The sequence below is a fragment of the Bacillus sp. FSL W8-0183 genome, assembly GCF_038006825.1.
Taxonomy (GTDB): Bacteria; Bacillota; Bacilli; order Bacillales; family Bacillaceae; genus Bacillus; species Bacillus altitudinis.
The window spans coordinates 3,756,601-3,779,223 of record NZ_JBBOVY010000001.1; the positions used below are offsets into that span (position 1 = coordinate 3,756,601).

General features: G+C 39.5%; 23 protein-coding genes and 1 riboswitch. Of the genes, 4 read left to right on the plus strand and 19 right to left on the minus strand.

Annotated features, from left to right (window positions below):
* Positions 1-203: 203 nt before the first annotated feature.
* Entirely contained in the window at positions 204-740 is a 537-nt protein-coding gene (locus NSQ64_RS19830; protein ID WP_341017974.1) for a JmjC domain-containing protein, read from the minus strand.
* 681 nt (positions 741-1,421) lie between these two features.
* Between NSQ64_RS19830 and NSQ64_RS19835 the strand changes: the two genes are divergently transcribed.
* The 3 genes from NSQ64_RS19835 to NSQ64_RS19845 all read left to right on the plus strand — a co-directional run bounded on the left by NSQ64_RS19835 (position 1,422) and on the right by NSQ64_RS19845 (position 2,954).
* Positions 1,422-1,598, plus strand: coding sequence for a PqqD family protein (locus NSQ64_RS19835; RefSeq protein ID WP_017358652.1), 177 nt, complete (start codon positions 1,422-1,424; stop codon positions 1,596-1,598).
* Complete coding sequence (locus tag NSQ64_RS19840; RefSeq protein ID WP_017358651.1) at positions 1,595-2,584, plus strand: GNAT family N-acetyltransferase; 990 nt, start codon at positions 1,595-1,597, stop codon at positions 2,582-2,584. The genes NSQ64_RS19835 and NSQ64_RS19840 overlap by 4 nt, the downstream gene beginning before the upstream one ends.
* 115 nt (positions 2,585-2,699) lie before the next feature.
* On the plus strand, positions 2,700-2,954 hold the full coding sequence (locus NSQ64_RS19845; RefSeq protein WP_268382026.1) for a hypothetical protein: 255 nt from the start codon (positions 2,700-2,702) through the stop codon (positions 2,952-2,954).
* A gap of 211 nt (positions 2,955-3,165) precedes the next feature.
* Here NSQ64_RS19845 and NSQ64_RS19850 read toward each other — a convergent pair whose 3' ends face one another.
* The 11 genes from NSQ64_RS19850 to NSQ64_RS19900 form a co-directional block, all read right to left on the minus strand.
* Positions 3,166-4,584, minus strand: coding sequence for a glycoside hydrolase family 1 protein (locus tag NSQ64_RS19850; protein ID WP_035702586.1), 1,419 nt, complete (start codon positions 4,582-4,584; stop codon positions 3,166-3,168).
* Positions 4,556-6,463, minus strand: coding sequence for a beta-glucoside-specific PTS transporter subunit IIABC (locus NSQ64_RS19855; RefSeq protein ID WP_268382027.1), 1,908 nt, complete (start codon positions 6,461-6,463; stop codon positions 4,556-4,558). Before NSQ64_RS19855 ends, NSQ64_RS19850 begins: the two co-directional genes overlap by 29 nt.
* 326 nt (positions 6,464-6,789) lie before the next feature.
* Positions 6,790-7,623 (minus strand): BglG family transcription antiterminator LicT, encoded by an 834-nt coding sequence (licT, locus tag NSQ64_RS19860; RefSeq protein WP_017368351.1) that lies wholly within the window; start codon positions 7,621-7,623, stop codon positions 6,790-6,792.
* 224 nt (positions 7,624-7,847) lie between these two features.
* Positions 7,848-8,663 (minus strand): YwqG family protein, encoded by an 816-nt coding sequence (locus tag NSQ64_RS19865; RefSeq protein WP_017358646.1) that lies wholly within the window; start codon positions 8,661-8,663, stop codon positions 7,848-7,850.
* Between the two features lie 173 nt (positions 8,664-8,836).
* The gene (locus NSQ64_RS19870; protein WP_024719223.1) at positions 8,837-9,676 is read right to left on the minus strand and encodes a methyl-accepting chemotaxis protein; all 840 of its coding nucleotides are present in this window, start codon (positions 9,674-9,676) and stop codon (positions 8,837-8,839) included.
* Between the two features lie 149 nt (positions 9,677-9,825).
* Positions 9,826-10,560, minus strand: coding sequence for an energy-coupling factor transporter transmembrane component T family protein (locus NSQ64_RS19875; protein WP_024719222.1), 735 nt, complete (start codon positions 10,558-10,560; stop codon positions 9,826-9,828).
* The gene (locus NSQ64_RS19880; RefSeq protein WP_341017982.1) at positions 10,550-12,142 is read right to left on the minus strand and encodes an ABC transporter ATP-binding protein; all 1,593 of its coding nucleotides are present in this window, start codon (positions 12,140-12,142) and stop codon (positions 10,550-10,552) included. The genes NSQ64_RS19875 and NSQ64_RS19880 overlap by 11 nt, the downstream gene beginning before the upstream one ends.
* On the minus strand, positions 12,117-12,716 hold the full coding sequence (locus tag NSQ64_RS19885; RefSeq protein WP_019743666.1) for an ECF transporter S component: 600 nt from the start codon (positions 12,714-12,716) through the stop codon (positions 12,117-12,119). The genes NSQ64_RS19880 and NSQ64_RS19885 overlap by 26 nt, the downstream gene beginning before the upstream one ends.
* Positions 12,713-13,399 carry a thiaminase II gene (tenA, locus tag NSQ64_RS19890; RefSeq protein ID WP_007498001.1) on the minus strand — a complete coding sequence of 229 codons (687 nt, stop codon included), beginning with the start codon at positions 13,397-13,399 and terminating at the stop codon, positions 12,713-12,715. Before tenA ends, NSQ64_RS19885 begins: the two co-directional genes overlap by 4 nt.
* 87 nt (positions 13,400-13,486) lie before the next feature.
* Positions 13,487-13,590: riboswitch (TPP riboswitch) on the minus strand.
* A gap of 56 nt (positions 13,591-13,646) precedes the next feature.
* Positions 13,647-14,774: a hypothetical protein gene (locus NSQ64_RS19895; protein WP_341017985.1), complete on the minus strand. Its 1,128-nt coding sequence runs from the start codon at positions 14,772-14,774 to the stop codon at positions 13,647-13,649.
* 139 nt (positions 14,775-14,913) lie between these two features.
* Entirely contained in the window at positions 14,914-15,570 is a 657-nt protein-coding gene (locus NSQ64_RS19900) for a type 1 glutamine amidotransferase domain-containing protein (protein WP_017358640.1), read from the minus strand.
* Between the two features lie 254 nt (positions 15,571-15,824).
* On the opposite strand from NSQ64_RS19900, the gene NSQ64_RS19905 reads away from it, so the two are divergent.
* Entirely contained in the window at positions 15,825-15,989 is a 165-nt protein-coding gene (locus NSQ64_RS19905) for a hypothetical protein (RefSeq protein WP_008345707.1), read from the plus strand.
* Positions 15,990-16,132: 143 nt separating this feature from the next.
* On the opposite strand, the gene NSQ64_RS19910 is transcribed toward NSQ64_RS19905, so the two are convergent.
* The 7 genes from NSQ64_RS19910 to NSQ64_RS19940 form a co-directional block, all read right to left on the minus strand.
* Positions 16,133-16,504 (minus strand): DUF1304 domain-containing protein, encoded by a 372-nt coding sequence (locus NSQ64_RS19910; RefSeq protein ID WP_007498006.1) that lies wholly within the window; start codon positions 16,502-16,504, stop codon positions 16,133-16,135.
* Positions 16,501-16,764: an ORF6C domain-containing protein gene (locus tag NSQ64_RS19915; RefSeq protein ID WP_008345710.1), complete on the minus strand. Its 264-nt coding sequence runs from the start codon at positions 16,762-16,764 to the stop codon at positions 16,501-16,503. The genes NSQ64_RS19910 and NSQ64_RS19915 overlap by 4 nt, the downstream gene beginning before the upstream one ends.
* A 207-nt stretch (positions 16,765-16,971) precedes the next feature.
* Entirely contained in the window at positions 16,972-19,353 is a 2,382-nt protein-coding gene (locus tag NSQ64_RS19920; protein ID WP_341017989.1) for an immune inhibitor A domain-containing protein, read from the minus strand.
* Positions 19,354-19,542: 189 nt separating this feature from the next.
* A complete protein-coding gene (locus NSQ64_RS19925; RefSeq protein ID WP_100324610.1) occupies positions 19,543-19,836 on the minus strand; it encodes a putative quinol monooxygenase in 294 nt (97 codons plus the stop codon).
* Positions 19,837-19,861: 25 nt separating this feature from the next.
* Positions 19,862-20,500: a nitroreductase family protein gene (locus NSQ64_RS19930; RefSeq protein ID WP_181891623.1), complete on the minus strand. Its 639-nt coding sequence runs from the start codon at positions 20,498-20,500 to the stop codon at positions 19,862-19,864.
* A 13-nt stretch (positions 20,501-20,513) separates the two neighbouring features.
* On the minus strand, positions 20,514-20,957 hold the full coding sequence (locus tag NSQ64_RS19935; RefSeq protein WP_045033720.1) for a MarR family winged helix-turn-helix transcriptional regulator: 444 nt from the start codon (positions 20,955-20,957) through the stop codon (positions 20,514-20,516).
* 352 nt (positions 20,958-21,309) lie between these two features.
* Positions 21,310-22,611 (minus strand): pyrimidine-nucleoside phosphorylase, encoded by a 1,302-nt coding sequence (locus tag NSQ64_RS19940; RefSeq protein ID WP_041091254.1) that lies wholly within the window; start codon positions 22,609-22,611, stop codon positions 21,310-21,312.
* Positions 22,612-22,623: the final 12 nt, after the last annotated feature.

The following is a 22,623-nucleotide window of genomic DNA, read 5'->3' on the forward strand; positions in this document are numbered from 1 at the left end:
GCAGAAAAAGCTTACCGTCATAATAAAGAACCGCTTTTTGGGCGGTTCTTTATTTTTTGTCATCTCTATCAACATTATATTAAGTTTAATCGTCATACTTCTATAGTAGAGTTAAGAAGATAATGAATATAAGTTATCTTCTTAAAAACCATCTTTTATACTCATAAGTTGTCTTACAACAAGTTGTGTAGATTGATATACATCTAAGTCATCTTTCTTGCCAGTATATCCCCTACTGAAATCCCCTTGAAATCGTTTGGCAAATTATTTATCATTGATTTTAATTTTTCTTCTACCTTTTTTCGTTCATTTTCATCCAAAAGATCAATATTAACGAGTTCTCTCCATTCGTCTTTTTGAATCAATCGATTCCTTAAAATTAGATCTAGCCAAACTGGCTGACCGAAGGTAAAGTTTAATGCAATGGTTTCTTCAGAAGAACTAGTTGAATGCCAACAACCTCTTGGAAGAAATAAAAATGATACCGTATCCAAAATCAATTCCCATCCATTAGATAAATTTTCATCAGGAAAATCACCATTCCAATACGACTTTAATGGATCTGGCAAATGAGGAGCCTCAATTAATTCATAATGTTGAAGTGGATTCACTGTATTAAAATTTTCAGCCAACTTCCATTTCTTTTTCCCTTTAAGTTGAAAAATGAAATTGCAATACGCATCAAAATGTGCTGAAAATCCAGCTGATTCTTTAGCAGCGTACAATACTGCTTTTGCCATTGTTCCCTCAGGCAAGCCTAAAAGATTATCCTATACCATTTAGAATTCAATTTAGTGGATATACAGCTCTCTAAAACCATAAACGCCTTCCTAGATTAAAATAACCGATGATTCTAGCCATCTTTTGTATTTTCTCCAATTTCTTTTTTACAAACTATCAATCTATTTGCAACATCAATCTACTCATCACTATTACTTTATAAACATAAAATTTGTTAAAAAATCATTATTTAAATATTGAAAAAAATATAAACGGCATGCTATTATCACTTTTGTTAGGATATAAAATAGGAATTTAATACATATACAGGAGGAATGTTACATCAAAAAAATAAAACTCCATGTCTTGTTGAGATTCGTAATGTAGTTGTTGCTGGAGGACATTAATAACTAGTTTTTCATACCCTAACACTTTATGAAAGGAGTGTATAATCTTTGCTGACTCATGACGAATGTTATTTATATAATGATTTTGTCAAAGAAAATCAACTATACATATATCCATTGAAGATAATAAAATCTTAAATCATCCCCTGACACAAACGAGCCAAAGCTACAATCTTGGTACCTTGTTATAGAAAAAAGAATGAAGGGAATCACAATGAAGAATAATACAATTTTCGTAAAAAATCCTGATAATGAACAAGAAAGTACTTAAAAGGTATCATTATCGAACCGGGCATGTCCCTAAATCAAGTCGCAGCTGATTTTTATGAACGAATTGACGGACAAAGAGAGTTTATTTCAATAGTAACGGAAATTGCTGAAGAATATGATACAGATGTTCAAACTTGTATCAAAGACCTCCAAGCATTGAGTAAACAATTAATTGAAAAGGAAGTTGTATATGTAAAATGAATAAACTGAATGATGATATTCTAGAAAACATCTATAAAAACATTTCAACTAAGAGAAGCAAAACAATCGTTAATTACATTGCAATGCTAATGGCACTAGCAAGAGATCATGAACTAAACGAGGATGATTTAATTAATTGGATTCACAGTAAATTAAGTGCAATAGGATATTTTCAAGAAAAAAACCGTTTATTTACTCAAAACAAATTAGATGAATTTGTCGTAGAGTTTATTGAAGGAAGAGCACTATTATATGATGATATCAACATAACTGAAACAAAACAAAACGAATATGTCATCAGTAGCAAATTGTGGTACAAAAAGAATCCACCTGAAAGTTTTTTTTATTTTGGTATTGACCCTGAAGATTTTTCAAACTACGCACAAAAACTTGCTCAAATAAACGCCGAAAAACTAGGTATCTCAATCAATTTTTCTAAGGATCAAGCGAATGACAACGAAATAGCTCATATCCAGCTTTCAAAAAAATGGTCTCTTTCAGAAGAATTGACAGTAACTCAGCCAAGTTCAAAAGACTTTTCATGGTTAACATGTTTTTTCAATGAACATTGGGGTGGAACGACTATGGTGTCTAAAGGGACAACTTATAATGTTTTAAATGAAAACATTATGTTGGCTAAACGTGGAGATACTATAGTAGGAATATTAGTTTACAAAATATTCAAAGAAGAGGCGGAAATCCTGACTTTAGAGGCTCTAGAAAAGTACCATGGGGTTGGCAGTAAATTGCTTTTTGAGTTAGAACAACATCTAAAAACACAAAATATACAATCTATTAATTTAATCACTAGTAATGATAACTTAAATGCCATTAGGTTTTATCAAAGAAAGGGATATTCTTTCAAAAACATCTATATCGGTGCAATTGATAAAGCAAGAATGCTTAAGCCGACAATTCCCTCTATAGGAAATTACGGAATAAATGTCAAAGATGAATTAGAATTTGAAAAAAGGTTGATACGATGACTATAAAAAGCAGATTGATTGTTATTGCGATTTCACTTTTAACTTAAACCAAGACGCAGCTCTCACGATTAATATATTACACATTCCAATACTAAAAGAAAACATAGATGTTTTAATGCCTTTACAAGAGGATAACTTATTATATATCACTATTAATAATAGCATTGAATACCTTGTTGATTCACGCGATGCTTATGAATGGTTTACTTTTTTAAGTAAAATCAATGGTATCAAATCCATAAAAGATATTATATCTCAAAATAATCAAGATTTTAGATATATAAAAGAAAGACTTGAAGAATCAGTATTACTTGATATTATCGAATTAAAACCACTTTTTGAAGATCAAAGCTCTTCTTCAAAAGCATAAATAAATATATTCGAAAGATCATATGATTTATTTGAACCACGCAAAAATTTAAAGTGTGGTTTATTTTTTGTAAAATTTTGTCTTTTCATAAAACAAAAAGCATTATCATTCCAAAGTGACACCTAAAGAATGATAATGCCTCGATTCAAATTGTTTTCATCGTTTTATGACACCATGAGTTCTCAAAGAAACCAAACAATATTTTCTCTATTTATGCGTCTAAATGCTTTCCATTTGTCGCGATCACTTGTTTATACCAATCAAAGCTTTTCTTTTTCTTTCGATCTAATGTACCGTTGCCTTCATTGTCACGGTCGACATAAATGAAGCCGTAGCGTTTTTTCATTTCAGCTGTTGATGCACTGACAAGATCAATTGGGCCCCAGCTTGTATAGCCGATCAGATCAACACCGTCTGCGATCGCTTCTCTTGCCTCAAGCAAATGACTTCTGAGGTAATCAATTCGGTAATCGTCTTGGATGGAGCCGTCTTCTTCTACTTGATCCACAGCACCCAATCCATTTTCTACGATAAACAATGGTTTTTGGTAGCGGTCATATAGTTGGTTTAGTGTTGTACGAAGTCCTTTTGGATCAATTTGCCAGCCCCAATCACTTGCTTCTAGATAAGGGTTTTTCACGCCTTCAAATAGGTTACCACCAGTCACTTGTCCAAGAACCTCTGGATCTGTACTTGTCACAAAACTCATATAATAGCTGAAGCCAATATAGTCGACTGTATGGTTTCTTAGAATGTCTTCGTCACCGTCTTGGAATTCAATGTTGATGTTATTTTCCAGGAAATAACGTTTCATGTATCCAGGGTAATAGCCTCTTGCCTGTACATCTGAGAAGAACAATGTTTTACGATCTTGATCAATCGCAGCAAACATATCTTCAGGTCTTGAGCTGTACGGATATGTGGTCATCGCTGCAATCATACAACCGATTTTCGCATCTGGAATGATTTCGTGTCCTGCTTTAACAGCTAGAGCACTTGCAACAAATTGGTGATGCGCTGCTTGATATTGAATGCTTTTCTCGTCTTCGCCTTCTTCAAATACAAGGCCACCCCCTGTGAAAGGAGCATGTAAGACGACGTTAATTTCATTGAAGGTCATCCAATATTTCACTTTATCTTTAAAGCGAGTGAACAATGTTTTAGCGTATGTTTCATAAAGACCCACAAGCTTACGGTTTCTCCATCCGCCGTAGTTTTTCACAAGTGCAAGTGGCATTTCATAGTGAGAGATCGTGACAACTGGCTCAATTCCATGCTTATGCAGTTCATCAAATACTTTTTCATAGAAAGCGAGGCCCGCTTCATTCGGTTCCGCATCGTCTCCATTTGGGAAAATACGTGGCCAAGAAATAGATAGTCTGAAGCACTTGAATCCCATTTCTGCAAACAGGGCAATATCTTCTTTGTAGCGATGATAGAAGTCGATCGCATCATGATATAAGTTAAGGTCCTTCATTGATTCATCGAATGGGTGCATAATACCGTGTGGTGATACATCCGCTGTCGATAAGCCTTTTCCATCTTTGTTATAAGCGCCTTCAATTTGGTTGGCGGCTACTGCGCCGCCCCATAAGAAACCTTTAGGAAATGTTTTTTCTAAATTGGTCATGTTGAATGCCCTCCTCATTTTCTTCTACACTGACTGTAAGCAATGTCTCTTTTACTGTAATCGCCCCATCTGTTTTCGCATCAACTTGTGCAAAATCATTTGTGTTGGTGACGATAATTGGCGTTGTTACATCATAGCCTTCTTGCTGAATGCCCTTGATATCAAATTCAACTAGCAGATCTCCTGCTTGAACGAGATCACCTGACTCTACATGACTTGTGAAATGTTTACCGCCAAGTTTTACTGTATCAATCCCCACATGGATGAGAAGCTCTGTGCCTTGATCACTCTTTAAACCAATGGCATGTTTCGTTTGGAAAATGGTTTCAACCTTGCCGTTGAACGGTGCTACTACACGTCCAACTGTTGGGACAATGGCTGTTCCTTTACCCATGATTTCATTAGAGAATGTTGCATCATTTACTTGATTGAGCGGCTTTAGTTGACCTTCAAGCGGGCTTTGTACCACTTCATTTTGAAGCGCTACTGTGTCTTTCTTTTCTTCTGGTTTGTCTGCTTTTGTATCATCTTTCACTGGTACATCTTTGAACCCTAGAACAAGTGTCATGATGGTTGCTACAACAAAGCCGATCACTAATCCAATGATGGAGTAAACAAATGTCGGTCCAATGAACGTTGGGAGACCTGGAAGACCTGCTGATCCTGATATCACATATGACTTTACTTTGAAGATAGACATGAACACGCCGCCTGCTGCTGCACCAATGAGGGCTGCAAGGAACGGTTTTTTCAATCGCATGTTCACACCATACATAGCAGGTTCAGTAATACCCATTAACGCAGTGATACTTGTAGACATCGCCAATGATTTGAATGTTTTGTTTTTTGATCTTAAGAAGACACCGAATGCTGCGCCTGCTTGTGCCATATTCGCTACAAACATCATTGGAAGAATGAAGTCAAAACCGTTTAATGTAATGTTGTTGATCATGATTGGAAGTAGTGCATAGTGCATGCCCGTAATGATCAATGGTGACATAAAGCCACCGATTAAGAGTCCGGCCAAAATACCTGCATGTTTGAACAATAAATCAATTCCACCTGAAAGGCCATTTCCGATAATCCCACCAAGCGGTCCTACTGCGATAAGCATAATTGGTACTACGACAAGAAGTGTGACCGTTGGAACAAGGATAATCTTCAATGATTTTGGGCTATATTTTTCCGCGAATCTTTCAACATATGAGCCGAGCCAGATCGTGAGTAGAATTGGAATCACCGATGAAGAGTACACAACGGCAACCACTGGCAAGCCTAGAAATTCTGTATTTCCTGCACCTAGTAAAGCAGTGAGCTGCGGGTGCAGTGCGGCTGCTGCAATGGCAGCGGCGATATACTGATTTGTGCCAATTTTTTTGGCTACGCTTACAGCGAGCAGAATCGGTAAGAAGTAAAAGGCTCCGTCTCCGATAGCTGTTAAAATCGCATATGTGCTGCTTTTATCTGAGATCCATTGGAATGTCAGCATTAATGCCAAGATCCCTTTGATCATACCAGCTCCAGCGATGGCTGGAAGAATCGGTGTGAAGACACCAGAGATAAAATCGAAAAGTTTAGAAATCACATTTTGTTTTGAAGCTTCTTCTGAACCGCCTGATTTCACATCGGCTGATAGCCCAGAATCAGCAATCATTGCTTGATAGACGTTTGATACGTCGTTGCCAATAATGACATGGTATTGACCGCCGCTTTGATTCACGCCCATGACGCCGTCTGTTGATTGCAGCTTCTCTTTATCCGCTTTGCTTTCATCGTATAGGTTGAAGCGGAGCCTTGTCATACAATGCGTGACTTGCTTTACATTCTTTTCACCGCCGACAAGCTCTAGAACTTCTTTTGCTGTTTGTTTGTGGTTCATTGTGTTACCCTCCAATCGTTGATTTCATCTTGATATAGAAAAAACCTAAACATCCATTAATGCCCGAAAAATAGCGATTCAGACATTAATCGATATTTAGGTTTTGCCTGCTTAACCAGTAACAATCCTTCATAGCGATTGATCGTTATTCAATTTTTATAAGCCTTTAGATACAAAAAAACCTAAATCATGCCTTATCAAAGATAGGGACAATGATTTAGGTTTTGCCTGCTTGACCAGTAACAATCCTAAAAGATTGTGGGTTATTGAGTTTATAGTTATAAATTAGCATGTTAATTTTGATATGTCAACGCTTTCTTTTTGATTTATTTTCTTTTTATGACTCGATCGATGTGCAAAGTTAAGTACAACATCTCATCTTCTATGAGACTTCGGTTGTATTCTTTTTGAACATAGTCATTAATTTTCTCCGCACATTGAAAAGCGGCTGTATTTTTTTCCTTTACCACTTCATACAGAAACTCATTTTGATTTTCCATTTGTGTTTCGTTAAACAGACGCTGTCCAAAAAACTTCAAATGCGTGACAAAACGGAAATAATTTAATGATTCTTCGTCCAAATCAATTTGGAAATGATACTTTACGATGTTCAAAATATCTTGAATCAGTTTTGTAATTTGAATGACATTCGGCATTTCCTCATTCAGTTCTGCATTGACAATATGCATCGCAATAAAGCCTGCTTCATCCTCGGGAAGATGGATGTTGAGCTTGTCCTGTATGATCCGAATCGCTTCTACACCACACATGAATTCCTCTTTGTACAGCCGTTTGATTTCCCAAAGTAAGGCATTTTTAATGTCCATTCCTTTTTGATGACGTTCAATAGCAAAGGTAATATGATCCGTTAACGTGACATAGATGCTGTCATTTAAATTTTTGTTAAGGGTCGTTCTTGCGTGATCGATAATTGCCTCACACACTTGCATATACTCGATCGGAATATCATAAAGCAGGGTTTTGAATTTTTCTGATATATCTTTATTTTGAATGGAAAATACTTTTTCGATACGTTCTTCGTCAATCGGGTCTCCGCTTTTCTTTTGAAACGCAATCCCTCTGCCCATAATGACCAGCTCATGCTGCTCGTCATCATACGCACTGACCACATTATTGTTGATTACTTTCGAAATGATCAATTGATCCCCCCCAGTACATTCCGCTTTTTCGAGCATTTCATTGTTGATTGATATGTCATGTTATTATTATTTTCAAAAAAGAGGACTTTAAGATGATTTTACATTTTTTTTTGATACGGTCAACTAGAAAGAATGACATATTACCTCTCAGAAATGACGATTTAGGGGCAAAAAGGCTAAAAATAGACAAAAAACACTCTTCAAAAAGAGTGTTTTTTACAAAATTAGGAGCAATCCCAGTTATAGACGACATTTTCGAAATGTTTTCGTTTGAGGTCTTCTGGTTTGATAAAAAAGTTGGCAATGCCGCAATCTCCCCACAACATGTCCACTTCATCATCTGAGTCAATTTGCAATAATAGCACAGTATGTTCTTGGTCTACATAGGTACGCGGGTCTTCTTGTGTAAAACCTGGGTATCCGCCAACTTTATGGCCAAAACCACTTGCTGTCTCATAAAATTCATCTAGCAATTGATCCGCTTCATCACCATCAATACCAACAGCATCTTCGAATAGATCCCAGCTTTGCTTTCCTGTGACTTTTTCAAAGCGGAAATCTCCTACACTGATCGTTTCGCTTGATAATTCACCTGTAATCGCACCTTCCTTCGTAACTGGAAAATAAAAATCGTCAGGAATTTTCACGAATGAAAAATCAGTCAATAAGTCTTCTTCAGCTAAGAAAGGTTCCTCAATAAATTTGATCCGAAAATCTTTTTGCTCTGTTTTTTGGTCAATATTCATCCCATAAAGATCATCATGTACAGAAATAAACACTTGCAAAAGTCCTGTTTCTGGGTAATCTTTCAGCTTTGGCAGCTGACCGAAATTGATTTGTGCCAGCAGCTTCATAGGATGGCCTTCTCCATCAACAGGATATTCGTCGTTTTTTGGGAAATAAGGATCACCTGCTATTTTGCTATCATATGGTCCTGTTTTTCCTTGTTTTATCTGTAATTGAATCAGTGGTTTTTCGGTTTGATCTAGCAATGGACGGTAAGGCGCAAGTACTTCTTGTAGCTTTGCTGATTGTGTCAAGATGGTCTTCCTCCTTATGAATAGGTCTAATGATCAAAACAGGTCTCTCTTTTTCTATCATACAGAAGTGTAACTTCCCTGTCAGTGAAAAACCCGTCAATATCATGACAAAAAACTCACTTCAACACGTTAAAAAACCTCCGATACGGCTGGAGGTTTGGTGATTCGTTTATTTATTTCACTTGATAATTCACTAAGTCTGTTGCCAATGATTTCATCGTTTCGTTCGTTTCGTGCAGCCCCTCAATAATTTTTGTGAAAGTGCCAACGAGTTCTGCTTGATGTTCAGAAGAAGCCACGATTTGTGCTATTTCTTCTTCCATTCCTTTGATAGAGCCTTGCACATCTTTTAGCGCTGTTTCAATATCAGTCGTTGCTTGCTTCGCGTGAGTAGACAGCTTTCTCACTTCTGTAGCAACCACCCCAAAGCCTGCTCCTGCTTCACCTACTCTTGCAGCCTCAATGGATGCATTGAGTCCAAGTAAGTTCGTTTGATCAGAGATACCTTTGATGAGATTAGACACTTGGTTGATTTTAGAGGAATTTTCGACAGTGGTTTTTGTATTTTGTAGAATTTGTTCACTTGTCGCTTGTAGTTCCTCTGAATGTGCAGCCACTTGCTGTACCATCGCGACTAGTTTTTCGGAAGCATCGTTACTTTCCGTCATAATGTGTTCTAATCGTTGTTGATTCGTTTGGTCATATGCTACACAGAAGGCAGCGATCACTTGACCATTGTCATCTTTAATCGGGACGGCGACGATGTCCATAGGAATTCCGTACACCTCTTTAGGAATCTGGATAAACGATGGCTCTCTCCCATTTTTCAACATTGAAAAGTTTTGGAACCCGGGAGCTACAACATCCCCAGCTTTAAACCCTAAGTCAATGTTCCCGTGCTGCTGATAATAAAGAACCTTCTCTTTCCCTAATACAGAAAAGGTTAGCTGCTCTCTCATAGCTAGTCCAACGATTGGTAAAGCGTCTATTATGTTATCAATTCTCTGTGACATTCGCTCACGTTCATCCTCTCTTTTTCTCAGTACACTCTCTTTATCGGTTCTTTATATGATCTATTACAGCCTGCAATGTGTACTAATATCAACCAAATGACCTAAGACATATAAAACAGCCACATTCTATCAAGAGAATGTGGCTGTTTTTAAAAGAAGAAGATGCATATCAACACACTAATGACGATGAAAAAAAGATACATGCAGTCGATCCATGAAGTGCTGATGACATGATAATACGTTCTCTCCCTCGTCCCTGTGAAGCCTCTTGCTTCCATCGCAATGGCTAGTCGTTCAGATTTCCGTACGCCTTGCGTGAAAAGAGGGAGTGCATAACGTATAAAGGCTTTCCAACTGTTTTTTTGCTTGTAACCTCTAATTTTATGTGCAGCCTTCATTTGCTTCAATTCACTTTGAAACAACGGGATAAACCGGAAGCCTGCCAGCATCCCATATGCCCATTTGGGTGACATTCGGCATTGATGGATTAAGCTCATCATAAAGGCCGTCAAATCAGTTGTTGATGTAAAAAGGAGACCAAATGTCACAAACCCGAGCATTCTAAAAGAAATGGTCAGCCCATTTCTTAAACTCTCCTCTGTGATATGAAACCATGCCCACTTCCAAACTGTATGATCTCCCTTGCCAAAGGCCGCGATCATCCAAAACACGAGAATGAAAAAGAGCAGATAAGGTACAAGTCTGGTGATGAGGTATTTCAAATTCCAGCCGCCTAGGACAAGTCCAATTCCAAGTGCAAACAGCCAGATGATGAACGTCGTTTTAGGATCAGAAATCGCCATCAGACAGCACATCGCAAGGAGATGGGCAAGTAATTTCATGACTGGATTTACAGTGGATAGAAAGGAGTGATTACTTTGCAATCGTCATCACTTCCTTTCTTTCAGCCATATAGCGATAATGTAACGGCACTCTCAGCTCACAGGAAGTGACAAGTTCCTGATGAGAAAATAAATCAAAAGGCGTACCATCATAAACATGCTCCCCTTGATGAAAAACAAGCACCTGATCAGCCCACTCATCAACGAGTTCCATATCATGTGTGACCATGATAATAGTGGTGCCTTGTCGTTGACGTTCTTTTAAACGCCGGATTAACTCCCTCGCCGTTTTCTCATCCTGCCCGAAGGTCGGCTCATCTAAAATGAGTACATCCTGATCAAAAAGAAGCATCGTGGCAACACTTAATCTTCTTTTTTGTCCTAAGCTTAAGGTGAAAGGATGCACGTCTCTATGCTTCTCTAGGCCGAACTCTGCTAATAGCTGATTCGTTTTTTCTTGCACAACAGGCTCTGGCCAATTTCGCTGTCTCCCACCAAATGCGATTTCATCAAACACTGTGTCCTGTATAAATTGAAGTTCTGGATTTTGAAATACAAAGCCTGCTTTTTCATATAATGTTCGGTCAGACCACTTTTTCAGGTGTTTTCCTTTTAAGAAAATGTGACCTTTCTTTATTGGTTCTAAACGGATGACATGTTTAAGAAACGTACTTTTTCCGCTTCCATTTTCACCGATGATCGCAACCCAATCTCCTGCTTTTATATTAAGGTGCAGGTCATCTATAATGCTTTTTTTCCCGTAGCTTAATTGTAGATGATCTGTGCGAATAATGACCTCTCGATTTGTTGATGTCTCATGACGTTCTTTTCTCGCCTCAAAGGTTTGCAAGAGTGTTTGACTCAGTGGATGAAACGGATCTTGTACGATAGTGGACCATTTCTCGGGAAATATTTTCGGACGCCAAATGCCGGCTTCTTTCATTTCTCCCTCAAATGTGTTCATCACGTCTTTTGGCGTTCCATCTGCTATGATACGGCCTTGATGATCTAATAAGATCACCCGATCCATCCACTCGATGACACCGTCTAACACATGCTCCACAAAAATCATCGTCTGATTCTGTTCAGCCGAAAGCTGCTGAAGCAATTGAAATATCTCCATTCTTCCTGCTGGGTCAAGCTGTGCAGTCGGTTCATCAAAGAACAGGACATCTGGCTCTAATGCTAGTAAACATGCAAGCGCCAACCGCTGCTTCATTCCGCCAGATAAGGTATGAATATCTGTATTTGGGTCGACATCCAGCTGTACCTTTTTCATGAGATGCTGAATCATGTCATCCATTTGTTCTCGAGGGACAGATCGATTCTCTAAGCTAAACGCAATTTCTTCATTGACTCGGTGCATACAAAACTGCGAATCTGGGTCTTGAAACATGACACCAGTATGCCTTTGCCGCATCACTTCTCCCTGTACTTCAGCTTCCATATGCTCTGGAATAATGCCAGCAAGCACAGAAATCAGCGTAGATTTCCCGCTTCCACTTGGTCCTAATATCAGCACCTTTTCCCCCTTTTGAATAGAAAGAGATACTTGATGAAGAACGGGATTCGGCTGTTCATAAAAACGGACAGTGAGATTACTGCACGCGAGAAATGAATCCATGCTGGTCACCCTTACTTCGTTTTTCTTTCATGATGGCATATTGATTCAGCACACCCGTTTTAGATAAAGCATCCACCACAACCTTTGCCAAGCAACCACCGAGTAACATGCCGCTAATGACTTGAGTGACAAGTGTCATGAGTAACACTTGAGGCGTGTAATAGCCGAATCCATTGGCAATGAGGCTATATGCCATTGCCCCTACTGCTGCAAAGGCACCAGACAACATGAGTGTCCACATGCGATATCGCTTATAGCCAAATAGAGCGAAGGCGATTTCTGCTCCAAGTCCTTGGCATACACCAATCAAAAGCGCAGAAAGACCGAAGTGGCTGCCTGTCAGTAATTCCACGGCAGCGGCAGCTGTTTCTGCGATGAGGGCAGCGCCAGGCTTTTGGATAATGTAAGCAACGATTGGACTGGCAATGACCCAAATTCCGAACATGATGTTGCCTCCTGCTGGACCGACAAGGGCTGTAATCGGTAAATAAAGAGTCGACCACCCTAAATAGATAACTCCGCATGCCACTGATAAAATGACAGCAAGAACGACTTCTTTCATCTTCCATGTCATGAAGAATGCACCTCCATTTGGACAGGCCACTCTTCGACAGTAAAGGCCATGTCCCAGAATTTATACTCAAGCTGACAGCTTAAGATGAAGTGCTGTTTCATTTTCTCCTTTTCCTTCTCACTTGCTCCTTCCGCCCACTGATCAAGCCGTTTGCAAAGCTCCACTGTAACAGAGTCCGTTAACCCGCCATAAAACGTGATCCACTCATAGAATGGATGGGCAGGGTCGGGCTCAACATCTTTAAGCATTCGTTTGCCTATTTCCCAATAGGTCCAAGGGCAAGGGAGCAAAACCGCAATGATTTCTCCTAGCGTCCCTTCCTCGGCGACTTGCAGCATATGATGAATATAGTGATGGGCACTTGGCGCCAAAGACGCACCTTGCAGTTCATCATAAGCGACACCTGCCACTCGGCAAAGGTTTTGATGAGGATGTGTCTCACTATCAAGGACAAAAGCCATTTGTTGATGGAAAAAGGTAATGTCCTCTCTGTCTGTACATCTGCTGATGGCTGCCGCATAAATTTTAATAAAGGCATTTAAATATTCTGCATCCTGTTTGACATAATGAATGATCTGTTCCTTTTCGAGTTCTCCTGCTGCGAGTCCTCTCACAAACGGATGCTGATAAATCGCTTCAAATAATGGTTCTGCTTCTTGCCTTAATTGGGTTGAAAATGTCATAAAAAAAGCCTCCTCTTTTTCAGTTGAATAAATGAAAAAGCCACCCCGAATGGAGCGGCCTTCTTATCGATTCAATCATGAATAAGACAAGGTCCAGCTCCACTTCCCTCCGCTAGTACAAACTAGATCAGGTTCAAAGGGTCCAAGATTTCCTCTTGTCTCAGTCATACATGACTCCCCTAGTGGACTTTTGTCATTTAATTATCTTTACTCTACACATGTGGCGATTTGATGTCAACCGCCGATCTTAATTCAATGTATTGATGTTTGGCAGCTTCTCGATCCCTGCTGCATAGTAGAAATTAAGGACACTGAAGAAATCAATTGGCTTTCCTGTCTTTAAATCAACAGCCAAAATATGATCGCCGTAATTTGTCAGGTCATCAATGTCTAAACGCCTTGGCGTTGTCTTTCCGAGAGTATCAACAAAGCTGCTATGGTAGTACTGCCCACTAGCAAACGATGATTCATGATACATAAATAATGTCTCCACATCTAAGTAGACAAGAATGGCCTCAGAGGAACTCGCGTATGGAGCAGAGTACGATACTGGTGCCGAAATACTTTTCACTTTTACACTGTCAACAGAATGCGTTCTCTGTTGATATTTTCCATCATATGAGAAATAAAATACACGCTCCCATTTATAATCAGCGGTCTTAGATTGTTTGTTATACACTTTTGTACCATTTGCGAAAACATCCCCATTGGCATACGAAGCAACAAAGTATTGCAATGTTGATGACAGGGATTCAGCACCTGTGAAATTTGGTGGGTTTTTTGCATTCACCTGTAATGTATATGAGTCTCCAAAGTCTCCACCGCTAGTAATACCAAACGCATAATCCCCCGCTGGTAAATTGCTTAACGCAAGCAGACTGCCTGCCGGTTGAATCAGATCCGTTGGATAAGCTTGTCCTTCTTCATAATCAATAACAAATAACTGAACGAAATAATCAGCATTTGGAGAGGTAATCCGGCTGATGAGCGCCTGAGGGGACGATGTACTTAAGAACCATAAATCAACTGGATCTTCCTCGTTTAAAACTGCCGATTGATTAATGGCTAGTCCATCAATAGAGCGAACAGCAGACGTGCGCATCTTTCCATCTGCAGCCGCTTTTCGTTTAATACTTATTCCCTTTTTCTTATCTACTTTAAATGATTTTTTTACTTCCTTCTGTTGAACCGCAGTCCCTTTATCCTGCTTTTCAAACGACTCTTGCACTTGCTGAATGGCTTTTTCAGTCAGTGGCGATACTTTTTCACTTGATTTTGGTGCATCTTCTGCTTTGATTGCTGGTGAAAATAAACCTGTTGTGACCAATAAAATAGACAGTAAGGCGGCGGTGATTTTGACATAAAATGCTCTCACAGGAACATCCCCTTTTCCCTAATTTGGGTTTTTTACCCTGTGATTATTTTACCATTTTTCTAATACTTGTTTTGGACTTTTCAGGAAATTTTTATAACAAAAAACCAGCCGTATCGTCACGACTGGTTTATTTGATGATTTATGCAATGGTTTTGACAAATAAGCGTGCTGTTTCTGCACTTGATCCTGGATTTTGTCCAGTAATGATTTGTCCGTCTACAACGGCGAATGGCGCAAATGCATCGCCTTTTTCAAATGCTGCCCCTTGCTCGCGAAGTTTTGTTTCCAATAAAAAAGGAACTTTAGATGTCAATTGAACAGCATCCTCTTCCTCATTTGTGAATCCTGTTATTTTCTTGCCGTCGATAAATGATTTTCCATCACGATCCTTCACATCAACAAAGGCAGAAACGCCATGGCAAACTGCCCCAACGGCTCCATTTTTGTCTGAAATCGCTAAGATCGCATCGGCAACCAATTGATTGGACGCAAAGTCGATCATTGGGCCATGTCCTCCAGCAAAGAAAATGCCATCATACTCAGCTGGGTTTACATCGGTCAGTGCCTTTGTGTCTTGAAGTAATTCATACACATCTTGATATTGTGCTGGAACTCCTTCAGGAATTGAATTTTTATCGATCGGTACTGTTCCACCTTTTATTGAAACAATTTGCACGTTGAGTCCATTTTCTTTAAAAATATGAAATGGCTCGGCCAATTCTTCTAGCCATAAGCCTGTTGGGTGTCCGTTCATTTCTGAGCTGCTTGTTGATACTAATAAAACGTTCTTGCTCAACTTTATCATCCTTTCTATTTATCATGTGGCTATTTTATATTTTGCACAATTAAATATCAAGCAATCAGACTTGGATACAACTCTTTATGTTATACCCGATTTTTTAAAAAATATAGCCTCACTTCAAATCTAATCATTCTGTCACATTCTATTGACAGGGAATTTCATGTAAAATTGTGATGAAATGATATAATATGAGAAACAATTGACAGGCCTCTTGCGCTAGAGGGAATTTAAAAGGAGTGGAAAAAGAGATGAAAACCTATTCGATTGTGATGATTATCATCACGCTCTGTATCATATTGGCTGTCTTTTTAATGAATCTTACGGGCGTCATGTATGGAAAAATCATATTGGCTGTCGCTGTTGCCCTTTGTCTTACGTCCATTATTCGTTTGATGGGAATGCGTAAAAGATAAAAGCCGCCCTCTAGGGCGGCTTTACCGTGTAGACAAACCCTCGCATTCGGTGTCAGTCCTGTGCTTCAGTGCTTACCAATGTCAAATTCGCTCCGATGCTCGTCCTTCCTAAACTGCAAAGGTTTTCTATCACGCTGATAGGATTATATAGCCAGGATAAGTGCAATTAATGCAAGAAAAGCTGGTAACCCTTGTTTGATGATAATCGATTTATTAGACGTCACACCGCCAAATACTGCTGCGATGAACACACAAAGAACGAAAAATAGCTGAATCATATATCCTACGGTATTCGAACCAAGAATGAGCCCCCAAATGAGTCCAGCAGCTAGAAAGCCATTGTATAGCCCTTGATTAGCAAACATCACTTTCACATTTGGATCCTTTTGTAAGTGTTCAGGCAGATTGAAAGATCTTTTCGCCATTTTTGATTCCATAAAAAACATTTCTAGTAACATGATGACAATGTGCTCTAAAGCGACAATTCCTACTAAAATCATTGCTAAAATATTCAATTTAGTGAATTCCTTTCTGATAGACGGTCTCGTATTTGTATTTTGTCCGTGTATAAATCAAAGTCTTGGATTAGCTCTAACGCCTCATGAAAACGACTTTGTGGAATGTCTTTCATTTTTCTTACACCAAATTCCTTTTTAATAAAAGCCATGATGGTATTAATATGAAGCTTACCGTGGCCATCATACTCTAAATGGCTGCAAAAAGTCTGCATCGTCCCTCGAATCACCTTTAATTGCTTGGCAGTGACACAACTCATTGGTAACGCTCATCCTTTCTTGGTTTTTTAACAACTAAAAAGAACATTGAATGAAAGAAAAACCTTCCAATCTCTATTATATAATGGTTTCATTCGGATATCAAAATAAAAAAGAACAAACATTCGATCAAAGACGAGTCATACGCTAAAAATCCATGTCTTAACGTATCAAAAAGCCGGATTCATGGATAGAATCCGGCTTTTTGTTTAGTTGCTTTTAGAAATTAATACCTTTCCAACAGAACGGTCCTTACTTTGTCCGACGACTTTAAAGGATAGGCCGTATGTTGGCACATCACGTCCTGCATCCGGGTTATTTGGATTCACATAGTTCTTTTTATCACTAAATGTACGCGTTGGGCGGATATAGCGATCCTCTAAGGTTAAGCCTGTTGTCGCTGTATAATCAATATTCAGCTTCGTGCTTGGATTCAAAGAGAATGCTGCATCATGTACTTGGAAACCTGTCGCTGCAATAGAGCCGTCACTCCATTTCAACACTTGTTGATCTGCATCTACGACTCCAAGGAAGCCGTTCCCTGGATGTTTTCCAACCCAGTTATCACTGTACGATTGATCGACGTACCACACGACCAAACCGTTATTATAGCTCATCAGACTTGCTCCTCGTTTGATATGCTTTAAGCCTTTATCGACATCAGCATAAGAGCGCCATTCTAGTAAATAATACTGAGCGGCATATTGTTTTCCATTAGATTGAGAGAATCCATTAAAAGTGAACGTGGACGTTCCCTCGGCATCATCTGACCACACTTTTGCTCCATCTGCTGTAATCTTTAGATCATCTACAAATAAACCTGGCAGTGAATATCCTGCATCAGTTGTATAGCGGAATTGCAGATCGATCTTCTTCCCTGCATAAGCAGAAAGGTCAAAGGATGCATCTACCCAGCCATCCGATTTTCCATCGATGCCATTGCCTTCATTCGCTCCTGCCTCATTTCGATCATTCGTAATATTACCAGCAATGGTTGTCCATTTGTCTGTCCCAGTTTCACGAACTTCTACATACGCATAGTCATAATCTTCTTCGATATCGTACCATGCTTTAAACGTAAGCTCGGCTTTGCTTCCCTTCGACAAATCAATCCCTGATGTCGTCATGGTAGCATTCAAATTGTCACCTGTTCCGCTGAAGTATGAATATTGCCCTTGTGCAGGCTGAGTGACCACAATCTCTTTATCTGGCAAATCGACTCGAACCGCATCATGGTTGGTTCCTTTTGTTGCTGCTTCATCGATTAAAACTGTTTTGCTTTTTGTTAATGTCTTACCATCAATGGTTTTTCCAGAAAGCCAGTTGCCGCCATGCAAGTTTTGAAGCATTTCTTTTGCATATGGACTAAAACCTGTTGGTTCCGTACCAGGTACTTTACCTGCCCAGCTTCCGCTTGACATGATAGACCAATAAGAAACGGGCTCTCCTCTGCCTGTGTATTGTGTATCGTATTCATCAGGCAGACCAAGATCATGTCCAAATTCATGTGTGAACACGCCTGCTGCGCCATCTTCAGGCTCAATTGTATAATCTAGAGCGCCTAACTTTCCGCCTTGACCCACTTCTGATTCAGTATTTGGAATCTCAAATACATCACCAAGTGACCAGCGATGCGACCAAATCGCGTCAGAGCCAAGCTGTCCGCCGCCAGCTTCTTCACCTACGCCAGCGTGTACAATCATGAGGTGGTCAATGATACCGTCCGGCTCATTATAAACACCGTCTCCATCCATATCATAGCGGTCCCATTGATCATATTCACCAAGGTCAATGTTTGGATCCTTTGCCGCTGCTTCGAGGGCTTCTTTCACCAATTCGCGCGGTCTGCCGTCACTGCCTGATTCGTCTGGTACGTTCCCACCATAATATGCTGCTTCATGCTTGGCTGTATACCATCCAGCTACTGTTCCACTAATCGTGTAGCTTCCACCGGACTGCTTTTCGTAATACTGCTTCATAGATACTTTTCTTTTACCATCTGGACCGATGTAGCCATTTTTTCCGAAAAGCATATCTTGGTAATGCTGCTGATCATACTTGTCATAGTACATATCAGTCTCTTCTTTTTTAATACTATTATGCTTATAATCTTTAAAATCTACTAATAAGACCAAAACTTTATCATTACGGACGTCGCCTTTATATTTTTCCTTTTTCACCGGCTTTACTTGATTGCCTTCTTTTCCTTTATGCTTCTTTAACTTTTTCTTTTTGGCTAGTTTATTATGTACATTTTGTTTGTATTCTTTTAGGAATTCAGGTTCTTCTGTTAAGGTACTTGCGCTTTGTTTCATCGCTGCTTCTTCTTTTTTCTTTAGGTAGTTCTTTAATGCTTTTTGGGTTTCTGCCTCATTGGCATTCTTTTTGATCTTTCCTTGTTTTTTCAAGGCTTTGATGAGGCGGTCTTCATTGACAACACTTGCGTCGAATGGAATACCTGAATAATGACCACCATCTGAGGATGTTGACTTTTCTGAGGTGTGGGCAGATAGAGGGGTGCTGAAAGCTGTCAATGTGCCTAAACTGAGGACAGCTGTTAGTGCGATGCTCGTCCATTTCCCTTTTTTCATATTGGTTCCTCCCTAATTTGGTAATAAATAATATCTAATTCTAGCATATTCCAATATACTTAAGTCGAAAAACATTTTATTTTCAGAAACTTTGTGGAAAATGCACAATACGAGATTGAAATAGGTGGAACGAATTGTCGAAAATAAAAGAACCCTAGGCTATAAATGCCTAGGGTTCTTGTTGTTTTTCTATGAAAGTTGCTCTCCTTGATATGCAATAACATCAAGTGGAGCGGCTAAAAATTCTTTTGCCTTTGCGACGAAAGCTTGGAAATGTGCACTTGCATTATGGCTTTGAACCGCTGCTTCATCTTTCCACACTTCTACCATTAAAAAGGTGTTTTCTTTCTCTGTATCCTTGAAAAGCTTGTAGGACACATTGCCTGCTTCTTCCTGTGAAGCTTTCATTAAACCGTTGATTTCTTCTAGAAATACGTTTTCTTTCTCTGGATGAATGGTCATCCCTGCATGAATAATAATCATATGATCGTCTCCCTTTTTTAAAAAATTATTTCCACTCTGTGATGCGATCGATCGGTAAACGGTAAGAAGCATAACCTTCGTCAGCTGCTTTCCCAATGGATAGAAGCATAACTGGTACATAGCGCTCTTTATCCCAGCCGAATGTTTCAGCGATGACTTCTTTGTCATATCCGCCAATTGGGTTTGTATCATAGCCATGCGCACGAGCAGCAAGCATCAGCTGCATTGACACAAGTCCACCGTCAATTAAGATCGTTTCACGATTCACTTGCTCTGGAAGAGCTTCAAAATGTGCAGTTAATGCAGCAATTTGTCTTTCTTTTACTTCATGCGGCATGTAGCCATTTTCTACTGCTTTTGAATAAATTTCTTCTAAGTATTCATTGTTTTTCATATCTGCAAACACAGCGATGACAGCTGATGATGTAGCTACTTGTGTTTGGTTGAATTTTGCGAGTGGTGCAAGCTTTTCTTTTCCTTCTGGGCTGTCAATGACCATGAAGCGCCAAGGCTGTGCATTCACTGATGATGGTGCTGTTGTTGCCTCTTCTAAAATCTCCGTCATTTCTTCTTTGCTAATTTTCACTGCTGGATCATAGTTACGAATGGAGCGGCGCCCTTTCATAATATCCATAAAATCGTTTGTTTTTAATGTTGTAGCCATGTGTAACACTCCTTTAGGTTGTTTGAATCTTCTCGATGTTTTGTTGTATACGGATGAGCACATCAGTGAGAAGCTTTCGTTCTTCATCACTTACGTTTTCAAGCATTTCTGAGATAAATCGTTCTTTTTCTTTTTTAGAAGCTTCGATTCTTGTTCTGCCTTCATCTGTCAGACGAACAAGCGTGACGCGATTATCTTCCGGCTTTCTTCTTCGCGTGACCATTCCTTTTGTTTCTAACTGTTTTAAGTGACGCGTCACAGCCGCACTATCAATATTTACTTTTTTCTGCAAATCGGATTGGCTGATTTCGTCGGCTTGGAATAACAGTGATAGCAACTCCAGTCTTGATTGGCTGATGCCCGTGCATGCTTCGAACTTCACACCCATCATACGGTTCACGCACTGCAAACGATATAATACCTCTGCTTCTTCAGAGCAAAATGCAGTCAATGCCATCCCCTCTTTTCTATTCAGATCAATTAGTTGATATATCAATCATTGACTCGTCAACTAATATACACCCATTGTTTCATGATTGCAAGAGGTTTGTTTCATAAAGTGAAATTTTTTATTTCAATTAAAAAAGACGAGCTTTTGCTCGTCTTAAGAACTTGGTGTCGATGTTGGTCCCACATAGTAGCTGATAAATCCAATGATCATCAAGACTACAAAAATAAAGAGAATGAGTTTGAGCATTCTCATGGTTTATCCCCTCCCACTCATCTAACTTATCATATCTAGAAGAAGCGCTACCTAAAATTTACATAAAAAAAGACAAAAGCGATTCATCACTTTTGTCTTCTTCTCTTTATTCTGTAATCACTGTATGAATCAAAGTCGGAGCATCAGCATGGTCAGCGATGCGGATGTTGTCATAAATTTTCTCCATGACATTCGCAACATCTTCACGATTTGCATGCAGCGTCACGAGAGATTCACCTTTTTCTACACGATCGCCTACTTTTTTGTTGAGCATGATGCCAACAGATAGATCGATATCGTCTTCTTTTGTTGCACGTCCTGCTCCAAGAATCATCGCTGCAACACCGATTTCGTCTGCGACGATTTCAGCGATCACACCTGATTCTTTTGCCGGCACTTCGATTTGATAAGGTGCTTGTGGCAATTTTTCCGGTTGATCTACAATCGAGCCGTCTCCACCTTGGTTTTCTAAAAATTCCTTGAATTTCTCAAGTGCTTTGCCGTTTTTCATGACTTCAATTAGCTTTTCTCTTGCTTCATCAAGTGTCTCTGCTTTTTTCGCAAGAACGACCATTTGACTTCCTAATGTGAGCACAAGCTCGTTTAAGTCTTCAGGGCCTTCGCCTTTAAGCGTGTCAATCGCCTCTTTCACTTCAAGGGAATTTCCAATCGCTAATCCTAGCGGCTGAGACATGTCTGAGATGACAGCCATCGTTTGTCTGCCAACATTATTTCCGATACGAACCATTGCTTTTGCAAGCTTCTCAGAGTCTTCAGGTGTTTTCATGAAAGCACCTGCACCTGTTTTCACATCTAATACGATTGCATCTGCGCCAGCAGCGATTTTCTTACTCATAATCGAGCTTGCAATGAGCGGGATTGAGTTAACAGTTCCTGTTACATCACGAAGGGCATACAGTTTTTTATCAGCAGGTGTCAGGTTGCCTGATTGTCCAATGACCGCTACTTTATGACGGTTCACCAGTTCGATGAACTCGTCTTTTGTAATTTCAACGTGGAAGCCTTTGACTGCCTCTAACTTGTCGACTGTTCCACCCGTATGTCCAAGACCACGCCCAGACATTTTTGCAACAGGTACATCAAGTGCTGCAACAAGAGGAGCGAGTACAAGCGTTGTTGTATCGCCTACACCACCTGTTGAATGCTTGTCTACTTTAATACCTTCGATAGCAGACAGGTCAATTGTGTCCCCTGAGTTTGCCATAGCGAGTGTTAAATCTGCACGTTCTTGATCCGTCATATCTTGGAAGAAAATCGCCATCGCCAAGGCACTTGCTTGGTAGTCAGGAATTGTTCCGTCCGTATAACCTTTGACAAAGAAAGAAATTTCCTCTGAAGATAATTCTTTTCCGTCACGTTTTTTCGCAATGATATCTACCATTCTCATTGTTTTCACCAT